Source organism: Ruegeria sp., assembly GCF_028066395.1.
Classification (GTDB): domain Bacteria; phylum Pseudomonadota; class Alphaproteobacteria; order Rhodobacterales; family Rhodobacteraceae; genus Ruegeria.
The window spans coordinates 1-8221 of record NZ_JALCBM010000020.1 but is presented as its reverse complement, the minus strand read 5'-3'; the positions used below and the strand labels follow the sequence as shown (position 1 = coordinate 8221).

At 61.9% G+C, this 8221-nt stretch carries 11 protein-coding genes and 1 other RNA gene; 7 read left to right on the top strand and 5 right to left on the bottom strand.

Annotated features, from left to right (window positions below; all coding sequences use genetic code 11):
• Window positions 1–233: 233 nt before the first annotated feature.
• Window positions 234–392 (bottom strand): hypothetical protein, encoded by a 159-nt coding sequence (locus MPJ51_RS08535; protein WP_298384689.1) that lies wholly within the window; start codon window positions 390–392, stop codon window positions 234–236.
• Between the two features lie 187 nt (window positions 393–579).
• Between MPJ51_RS08535 and gatC the strand changes: the two genes are divergently transcribed.
• The 5 genes from gatC to rnpB all read left to right on the top strand — a co-directional run bounded on the left by gatC (window position 580) and on the right by rnpB (window position 4288).
• On the top strand, window positions 580–867 hold the full coding sequence (gene gatC, locus MPJ51_RS08530) for an Asp-tRNA(Asn)/Glu-tRNA(Gln) amidotransferase subunit GatC (RefSeq protein ID WP_298384686.1): 288 nt from the start codon (window positions 580–582) through the stop codon (window positions 865–867).
• A 3-nt stretch (window positions 868–870) separates the two neighbouring features.
• A complete protein-coding gene (gatA, locus tag MPJ51_RS08525; protein WP_298384683.1) occupies window positions 871–2358 on the top strand; it encodes an Asp-tRNA(Asn)/Glu-tRNA(Gln) amidotransferase subunit GatA in 1488 nt (495 codons plus the stop codon).
• Window positions 2359–2398: 40 nt separating this feature from the next.
• On the top strand, window positions 2399–3106 hold the full coding sequence (locus MPJ51_RS08520) for a hypothetical protein (protein ID WP_298384680.1): 708 nt from the start codon (window positions 2399–2401) through the stop codon (window positions 3104–3106).
• The gene (locus MPJ51_RS08515) at window positions 3090–3761 is read left to right on the top strand and encodes an N-acetylmuramoyl-L-alanine amidase (protein WP_298384677.1); all 672 of its coding nucleotides are present in this window, start codon (window positions 3090–3092) and stop codon (window positions 3759–3761) included. Before MPJ51_RS08520 ends, MPJ51_RS08515 begins: the two co-directional genes overlap by 17 nt.
• A gap of 125 nt (window positions 3762–3886) precedes the next feature.
• Window positions 3887–4288, top strand: an RNA gene (rnpB, locus tag MPJ51_RS08510) — RNase P RNA component class A.
• A 6-nt stretch (window positions 4289–4294) separates the two neighbouring features.
• Here rnpB and MPJ51_RS08505 read toward each other — a convergent pair.
• The 3 genes from MPJ51_RS08505 to MPJ51_RS08495 all read right to left on the bottom strand — a co-directional run bounded on the left by MPJ51_RS08505 (window position 4295) and on the right by MPJ51_RS08495 (window position 6189).
• Window positions 4295–4627, bottom strand: coding sequence for a GYD domain-containing protein (locus MPJ51_RS08505; RefSeq protein ID WP_298384674.1), 333 nt, complete (start codon window positions 4625–4627; stop codon window positions 4295–4297).
• A gap of 72 nt (window positions 4628–4699) precedes the next feature.
• Window positions 4700–5542 carry a DUF2182 domain-containing protein gene (locus tag MPJ51_RS08500; RefSeq protein WP_298384671.1) on the bottom strand — a complete coding sequence of 281 codons (843 nt, stop codon included), beginning with the start codon at window positions 5540–5542 and terminating at the stop codon, window positions 4700–4702.
• Between the two features lie 11 nt (window positions 5543–5553).
• Entirely contained in the window at window positions 5554–6189 is a 636-nt protein-coding gene (locus MPJ51_RS08495; RefSeq protein WP_298384668.1) for a DUF1326 domain-containing protein, read from the bottom strand.
• 294 nt (window positions 6190–6483) lie between these two features.
• Here MPJ51_RS08495 and rpmG point away from each other — a divergent pair, with 294 nt between their 5' ends.
• Both rpmG and MPJ51_RS08485 read left to right on the top strand, forming a co-directional pair.
• On the top strand, window positions 6484–6651 hold the full coding sequence (rpmG, locus tag MPJ51_RS08490) for a 50S ribosomal protein L33 (RefSeq protein WP_007799108.1): 168 nt from the start codon (window positions 6484–6486) through the stop codon (window positions 6649–6651).
• A gap of 200 nt (window positions 6652–6851) precedes the next feature.
• Window positions 6852–7358 carry a membrane lipoprotein lipid attachment site-containing protein gene (locus MPJ51_RS08485; RefSeq protein ID WP_298384666.1) on the top strand — a complete coding sequence of 169 codons (507 nt, stop codon included), beginning with the start codon at window positions 6852–6854 and terminating at the stop codon, window positions 7356–7358.
• 147 nt (window positions 7359–7505) lie between these two features.
• On the opposite strand, the gene MPJ51_RS08480 is transcribed toward MPJ51_RS08485, so the two are convergent.
• On the bottom strand, window positions 7506–8221 hold a 716-nt coding region (locus tag MPJ51_RS08480), incomplete at its 5' end, for a Bax inhibitor-1/YccA family protein (protein WP_298384664.1).

Below are 8221 nucleotides of genomic sequence, written 5' to 3'. Positions count from 1 at the left end.
AGCAGGGATTCGGGCTGACCATCTTCTTGATTGGGGTCCTGTGCGTTGGCCGCATCGATTGCGTCCAAAACCGTTTGCATCTGCGCGCTCATGTCCTGCTCCACTGGCTGGCCCCGGTTAGGGGACGGTTCGACTGTGATTCAGGCCATGCTAGCGGCATGTTGCGCCGGGTGCAGCAGTCAAATGCGGGGAAGCCGGATCGGGGTGCTGCGGCCCGATCCGGCCTTTTGCGCTTAGTCGCGGGTTTGTGCCTTGTCCTTGGTCACCGTCTCGGGCGCAGGTTCGGGAAAGCTCAGATCCCGCGTCAGGTTGCCGGTGTTCAGGCTGAACGCCATCGCCGGGGCGGCTGCCAGGGATGCGGAAAGGGCAAGGGCAATCATAAGGGGTTTCATGGGCTGTCTCCGGGTTTATTGTGTGTTGTGTTATTGAAATGAACTGTTCAGTTCAGATTTCAAGAGCAAAAGTGAACTGATCGGTTTATTTTTCAAAATACCTGATTTCGGGTCAGGGCGCGCAGCGGTCTTGCGGCTGTTGCAGCAGACGGGTAAATGCCCCGGTAAGCGTATATGAGGGTTTCGCATGTCGATTGACCAAAGCACCGCCGCCAAGGTGGCCAAACTGGCCCGGATCAAGGTCGAGGATGACGCGCTGCCGGCGCTGGCATCCGAGTTCAACACCATCCTTGGGTTCATCGAGCAACTGAACGAAGTCGATGTCGAAGGCGTCGAACCGATGGTCTCGGTCGAACCGATGCGCCTGAAGCGCCGTCAGGATCAGGTCACGGATGGCAACCAGCAGGACAAGGTTCTGGCCAACGCCCCCGACGCCCGCGAAGGGTTCTTCGCAGTCCCCAAAGTGGTGGAGTAAGACATGAGCGATCTGAATAAACTGGGCCTGGCCGAGGCCCGCGACGCGCTGCGTGCCGGAGACGTGACCTCGGTCGAGCTGACCGAATCCTGCCTGAAGGCCATTGACGAAGCCGACGCGCTGAACGCGTTTGTCCATAAGACGCCCGAGATCGCGCTGGAGCGTGCCAAGGCAGCGGACGAACGGATCAAAGGCGGCGATGCACCGTCGATGTGCGGTCTGCCGATCGGCATCAAGGATCTGTTCTGCACCAAGGGCGTGCCCTCGCAGGCGGCCTCGAAAATTCTGGAAGGGTTCAAGCCGGAATACGAATCCACCGTGTCCCAACAACTGGCCGATGCCGGAGCCGTGATGCTTGGCAAGCTGAACATGGACGAATTCGCCATGGGGAGCAGCAACGAAACCTCGGTCTATGGCAACGCCGTCAGCCCGTGGCGTCGCGGCAATGATGAGGCGCAGTTGACCCCGGGTGGCTCATCCGGTGGTTCGGCCTCGGCTGTGGCGGCGGACCTGTGTCTGGCCGCAACCGGCACCGATACCGGCGGCTCGATCCGTCAGCCCGCCGCCTTCACCGGCATCACCGGCATCAAGCCGACCTATGGCCGTTGCTCGCGCTGGGGCATCGTGGCCTTTGCGTCTTCGCTGGATCAGGCCGGTCCGATGACCAAGAACGTCCGCGACGCGGCGATCATGTTAGAGGCCATGTGCGGCCACGACCCTAAGGATTCGACCAGCACCGAACTGGCCGTCCCGAATTTCGAGGCGATGCTGACCGGTGACATCAAGGGCAAGAAAATCGGTATCCCCAAGGAATACCGCATGGAGGGCATGCCCGCTGAGATCGAAAAGCTCTGGGCTGATGGCGCCGAAATGCTGAAGGCAGCAGGGGCCGAGATCGTCGATATCTCGCTGCCCCATACCAAATACGCGCTGCCCGCGTATTACGTGATTGCCCCGGCCGAGGCATCCTCGAACCTCGCCCGCTATGACGGTGTCCGCTATGGCCGTCGCGCCGCGCTGGCACAGGGCGATGGTATCACCGAGATGTACGAAAAGACCCGCGCCGAGGGCTTCGGTCACGAGGTCCAGCGCCGTGTCATGGTCGGCACCTATGTGCTGTCGGCAGGCTTCTATGACGCCTATTACAACCGCGCACGCCGCGTCCGCACCCTGATCAAGAAGGATTTCGAGGACGTCTTCGCCGCAGGCGTCGACGCGATCCTGACCCCGGCAACACCCTCTGCCGCGTTCGGGTTGGGTGAGATGACTGAAGCCGATCCGGTGCAAATGTACCTCAACGACGTCTTCACCGTGACCGTCAACCTCGCCGGTCTGCCGGGCATTTCGGTGCCCGCCGGTCTGGATGCGCAGGGCCTGCCGCTGGGCCTGCAACTGATCGGGCGTCCTTGGGACGAGGGCGATCTGCTCAACACCGCCTATGCGCTGGAAAGCGCCGCCGGGTTTGTGGCCAAGCCGGGCAAATGGTGGTAAGCCTCACGCAGGCAAGACGACGAACAGACGGAGCAGCCCTATGCGCTTTACGCTTCTGATCCCCGCAATCGGGCTTGTGGCCGCATGTAATACCGTGGCGCCGGTGGGCGGCACGGATTTCAACACGCCGAGCTATCAGGCCCAGCGTGAGGCACAGCTGGCCGGGCAGGGCTATTCCGGCAACCCGTTGGTGCCACCCCCGGTTGTGTCGCAAGAACCGCTGCCCGGTGATGGGCAGGCCGGTGCGATCGCGCCCCTGACGGGCGGTGACGCCAGTGACATCGCCAACCAGACGGCTGCGGCGCTGGCCAGCACGTCCGGGCAGACGGTGCCCGTCGCCCCGACGCCGAACAATACGGCCATCTCGGACGAACAGGACTTTGCTGCCGTTTCGAACCGCCGCAGCATCGAATCGGACGCGGCCCGCATCGAACAGAACCGCCAGACCTATGAGGTCGTGGCCCCCACTGCAGTTCCTCAGCGCGGCACGGACGGCCAGCCCAATATCGTGCAATACGCGCTCAGCACCACGAACCCGGTCGGCACCCAGCTTTACAGCCGCTCGGGCTTCAACCTGCAGGCCAAAGCACAGCGCAACTGCGGACAATACGCCTCGCCCGATCAGGCACAGATCGCCTTCCTGTCCAATGGCGGCCCGCAGCGGGACCGCAAGGGGTTGGACCCCGATGGCGACGGCTATGCCTGCGGCTGGGACCCAAGCCCCTTCCGCAATGCCATCAACAACTGAGGCTCTTGCGCCCATCTGGCACCCGTCGCCCAATTTCGGCCCGCGCCGCGACGGGCTGACGCCCTCGCTGATCGTACTGCACTACACCGCCATGAACAGCGCGCCCGAGGCGCTGGAGCGGCTGTGTGACCCGGCGCATGAGGTCTCTGCCCATTATCTGATCGGCGCGGATGGCACCGTGTGGCAGATGGTGCGCGAAGAAAACCGCGCCTGGCACGCCGGGGCAGGGGAGTGGCAGGGGCAAGACGATATCAACTCCCGCTCCATCGGCATCGAGCTCGACAATCGCGGTGACCACCCCTTCGCCGCACCCCAAATGGCGGTTCTGGAAACCCTGCTGGCTGATATCCTGACCCGCTGGGAAATCCCCCCCACTGGCGTCATCGGCCACTCCGACATGGCCCCGGGCCGCAAATCCGACCCCGGCCCCCGTTTTGACTGGCAAAGACTGGAACGTCAGGGCCTGGCCAACCCGCGCGGCACACAAACCGCGCTACCGGAAACGTTCCGCACTCTGGCCCACAAAACCGGCTTCACCGCCACCAGCGACGAGGCCACCCTGCTGACCGCCATCCGTCTGCGCTACCGTCCCTGGGGCAAGGGCCCGCTCCACCCGGCGGACATCTCAGCGCTCACGTCAAACCAAAAAACCTGATCCGCCCTTCATCTGGCCAAAAATATCCCGGGGTTGAATTGGCCGCAGGCCAAGAAGGGGCTGGCCCCTTCCTGCCACCCTCACCCCTTGACGCCACCCGACCCAAAGCATACCCAAGCCCTCGCGCGGAGGGCCGGATGGCCGCTGGGGTCGCAAGGCCCGAGAGGAAAGTCCGGACTCCACAAGGCAACGGTGCCGGGTAACACCCGGGCGGGGAAACCCGACGGAAAGCGCCACAGAAATCAGACCGCCCCGGGCCGTGGCCCGAGGTAAGGGTGAAACGGTGGGGTAAGAGCCCACCGCGCCGCTGGCAACAGTGGCGGCACGGCAAGCCCCACCGGGAGCAATGCCGAATAGGGTCCCCGCGCGGGCCGGTCGGCGTCAGCCGATACCGCCGCTAGGCTCGCCTTGGCCGAGAGGGACCGGGTTGGCAGCTTGAGCCGCGCAGCAATGCACGGCCTAGAGGAATGGTCATCGAAGGGGGCAAGCCCCCGGAACAGGATCCGGCTTACAGGCCCTCCGCGCAGATCCCGTCAGCCCCCCGGCGGCGTATAGGCCCCGGTCAGCTTGGCGGCCTTTTCGGTGATGGCGACAAAGTCCTCGGCGGTCCAGGCCCGCACCGTTTCGATATTCGACACCGCGCCCGAGGCCGCAACGGCCATCCCCACAGCCACCGCATCGGTGCCATCCGGGGCTTCGCTGATGACAACCACGTCATTGCTGCCGGTGGTGATATAAAACGCCAGAAGCCTGCCGCCGACCCCTTCCAACAGGGCCTTGACCGGGCCGGTGCGATCTTCGGGTTTCTTCAGCATACCCTTGACGCCAGCTTGCGAATAGGATGCGTAGGTAATGAACAGAGGCATTTGTAACTCCTTTGACTATCAAGGTTCGAACGGGGCCTGAAATTCGGCCGACCCCCTGGCCGTGAAGGTGTCTCAGGTGGTTGAAAAAACCGCCTGTGCGATCAGCCAGACACCCAGAATGCACAACCCCGCGCCTGTCGCCGGAACCAGCCAGATGGCCCGAGGCATCAGTTTTTCCGCAGCAACGTAAAGGGCGATGCCCACGATCCAATACAGGTTCATGACGCCACCCACGAACAGCAGGGCCATCAGCGCCCAGCAACAACCCAGACAATAGACCCCGTGTGCGGCCCCGGTGCGCATCGCGCCCCATGCCCCGGGATGGTTGTGCTGTGCCAGAAACCGGGCCGGGCTTTGGCAATGGCGCAGGCAGGCGGTTTTCAGGGTGGAAAACTGATAGGCGCCGGCAGCCAACAGAATCAGCCCGGCGAATCCCGCAGACCGGATCGTCATCATCGGCCCGTCCGACAGGCCCGTGGCCTCCATCCCCCATTGCGCTGCGGTGGCGGCAGCACTGAACCCGGCCCAGGCGATCAGATAGCCGGACAGGAACAACAGGCTGAGCAATGCGGTACGCGATTTCTCGGGCCCCATCCGCTTCAACGCCACATAGAGCAACACGGCAGGCGCGGCGCTGGGCGTCATCATGGCGATCATCATGACCCACCACATCAGGAAGATCAGCACCAGATAACCGGCGTTCCAGACCGCGCCACCGCCCATTTGCATCGGCGCCCCGATAGGGCCTGCCATCCGCGTCATCTCGACCGCCGACATGTTCATTCCGATCCCGGCAACCGTATACCACCCGGCGGTCAGCACGATCAGGCCAACACCGCCAAGAACGATGGCTGTGTCCTGCCGCATCAGACGCTCAACCGCGCCCATGCGGGATCGGTTCGGGTTATGTGTCATCGGATGGCCGTTCAGGCGCCGAGGACGCCGTGGCCGGAAATGTTCAGATGCGCCAGATGCGCATGGGTCGCGTCAAAAGTCAGGCTGATCGCCCCGCCCGTCGTCTTGGCGCTGCCCGAGGCGGATTCGGCGTGCCGGTACTCAAACCCGTGTGGCAGCTGGATCGCGGCACGATGCGGCGCACCGGACACGATATGCGGGATTGGCTCGACCTCGACATCGAAAACGCCGGGTATCTTGGCGAATCCGGTGCGATCTTCGCGACTCCAATCCAGATCGATGGGCAGGTAGAGCGTGTCGTGCTTGGTGGGCGACATGGCGCTGTAGACATACCACATGGTTGCCATCTCATCCGTGTCGTCCCCCACCATGATCGCCTGCAACGCGGCCCGCTGATCGGCCGAGGCACGTTCATCGATGATCAGTTGCATCTCGCCATTGCCCTCGTGAATCGGGCCGGGCCAGTAATACACGCCTGCCGCACGCAAACCGGCCAGATCGGTATCGCCATAGGTGCCGCTTTCGATGTCATAGACGACAATCGCTTCGCAATTGCCATGCGTGGGCAACACGCTGAACTGGCAGGGACAGCCGAAATTGCAATTGCAATTGGCCAGCTCTTCGCCCTGAATGGTCCATTCTGTCATGAAAAATCCCCCCGGAAATGTCGTGCACTTGAAATCCTGCTGACAGGGTAAGCCTGTTTTCCGGTGCCTCTTGCGCGGGGCCTGTGTTGGCCTCTTTACGCCGCAATTCGGCGGCTATATATCACGGATTTGTGATATATCCAAATTGACCCCCAAGCCCCGGGGAAAGTGAGCAGGGGAATTATGGGCTGCGGCGCGCGATTCCGGTTGACTCGGACGCCTAAGCGGGTAAAAGCGCACGCTCATAAGGATTCAACCGAAAGGCCCCTGCCTTTTCGGACGCAGGAGATAACCATGGCGAAGCCGACGACAATCAAAATCCGTCTGAACTCGACCGCGGGCACGGGCCACTTCTACGTGACCAAGAAAAACGCACGCACCATGACCGAGAAAATGACCGTCCGTAAATACGACCCGGTCGTTCGGAAACATGTCGAGTACAAGGAAGGCAAGATCAAGTAATCTGCCGATCCGCTTGGACTAAATCAAAAGGACTCTGCTCCCGTGGCAGGGTCCTTTTTCGTATTGCGGTGCGGGATGGCGCGCTGAACCCTCCGTTGCAGAGGCGCATCAGCCTGCCGGGTAATCTGTTCTGGGGCGGCTTGCTTTTTACGGCGACGTGCCGCTACGCTTCAGCCAACCGTTCCAAAATGTTGACCGTCATGAAAAAAATCATATTGCCCGCACTGGCCGTTCTGACCCTTTCCGCCTGTGAAGACCCGTTCAACCGGGAAGGCGTGGGCTTCACCGGAATTGATGGTGAGCCGCGTACCGTATCCGATGTGAAGGGTTCGGTCGCCTTTGTGCCCGAAGCCACAAACGTGCCAGCCGAACTGGCCGAGCTGCCGACCATTCAGGTCACCTCGGATAAGGTCGAGGCTGATAAGCTGGCCGGTGTCGCCATCGACAATGGGGGCCGCAGCGGTGCCAACGCGGTTGAGCTGACAGGCAGTGACACGACCATGTACCTGAGCACCGTCAACGTGAACGGAACGCTGTATGGCGTGCTGCGCACCTCGAGCAACAGCACCCGGGTCGACAATTCCATCGGCACGATCTTCGGATCAGAGACCGAGCGTTTCACCGGCTGCGTCCCCGCGGGGGATGTGTTTGGCAAAGGCTCCTCATCGCGCAGCTCGGGCTTTGCGGTGCCGCTGAACTGCAGCTGATTTAGCAATACATACAACAATGCCTAAACCCCTGCCTGTGTGGCGGGGGTTTTTGTTTGCGCGGGCGTTCTAGGTTGGTTGTGTCGGCATAGAAAAAGGGCGGGTCGATCATGACCCGCCCTTTCAGCGTTGAATATGACGCTTGATCTATTCCTGTTGCCCCATGAACATCAGCAGGAACTGGAACATGTTCAGGAACGAGATATAGAGGCTAAGCGCGCCGTCGAAGGCGGCTTTGTCCAGCCATTCCTGATCACCGTGCGCGGCATGTGCCACGTAGGTGTTCTTGATGTCCTGTGTGTAGAAGGCGGTCAGACCTGCGAAGATCAGGATGCCGATGGCCGAGATGGCCAGCATCATCACGCCGGATTGCAGGAACAGGTTGATGATCATCGCAACCAGCAGACCAATGACGCCCATCATCAGGAAGGTGCCCATGCCGCTGAGGTTACGCTTGGTCGTGTAGCCAAACAGGCTGAGACCGGCAAAGGCAATCGCCGTCACCAGAAAGGTCTGTGTGATCGAGTAAGGCGTGAAGATCATGAAGATCGAGCTCATCGACACGCCCATCACGGCGGCGAAGATGAAAAAGCCAAGCTGTACAGCCGCCGCCGATCCGCGCTGCATCAGCGCACCCCAGCCAAAGAACAGGAAGCCGAGGGGGGCAAACATGATGACCCATTTGAGCGGCGACAGGAACAGCGTCCCGCCCAGGCTGGTCAGGTACCGATCAACGCCGATCTGAGCGACAGCGTTGCTCGGGTCTGATGTAACGGCCAGCCCGGCAATGGCCCACGCGGCCAGTGCCGTGATCAGCATGCCCACGGACATTGTGCCGTAGACTTTGTTCATATGGGCGCGCA

Bases quoted from the DNA above. Each gene is read 5' to 3' on its own strand.
- MPJ51_RS08535 (WP_298384689.1), bottom strand. From the start codon at position 392: ATGAAACCCCTTATGATTGCCCTTGCCCTTTCCGCATCCCTGGCAGCC.
- gatC (WP_298384686.1), top strand. From the start codon at position 580: ATGTCGATTGACCAAAGCACCGCCGCCAAGGTGGCCAAACTGGCCCGG.
- gatA (WP_298384683.1), top strand. From the start codon at position 871: ATGAGCGATCTGAATAAACTGGGCCTGGCCGAGGCCCGCGACGCGCTG.
- MPJ51_RS08520 (WP_298384680.1), top strand. From the start codon at position 2,399: ATGCGCTTTACGCTTCTGATCCCCGCAATCGGGCTTGTGGCCGCATGT.
- MPJ51_RS08515 (WP_298384677.1), top strand. From the start codon at position 3,090: ATGCCATCAACAACTGAGGCTCTTGCGCCCATCTGGCACCCGTCGCCC.
- MPJ51_RS08505 (WP_298384674.1), bottom strand. From the start codon at position 4,627: ATGCCTCTGTTCATTACCTACGCATCCTATTCGCAAGCTGGCGTCAAG.
- MPJ51_RS08500 (WP_298384671.1), bottom strand. From the start codon at position 5,542: ATGACACATAACCCGAACCGATCCCGCATGGGCGCGGTTGAGCGTCTG.
- MPJ51_RS08495 (WP_298384668.1), bottom strand. From the start codon at position 6,189: ATGACAGAATGGACCATTCAGGGCGAAGAGCTGGCCAATTGCAATTGC.
- rpmG (WP_007799108.1), top strand. From the start codon at position 6,484: ATGGCGAAGCCGACGACAATCAAAATCCGTCTGAACTCGACCGCGGGC.
- MPJ51_RS08485 (WP_298384666.1), top strand. From the start codon at position 6,852: ATGAAAAAAATCATATTGCCCGCACTGGCCGTTCTGACCCTTTCCGCC.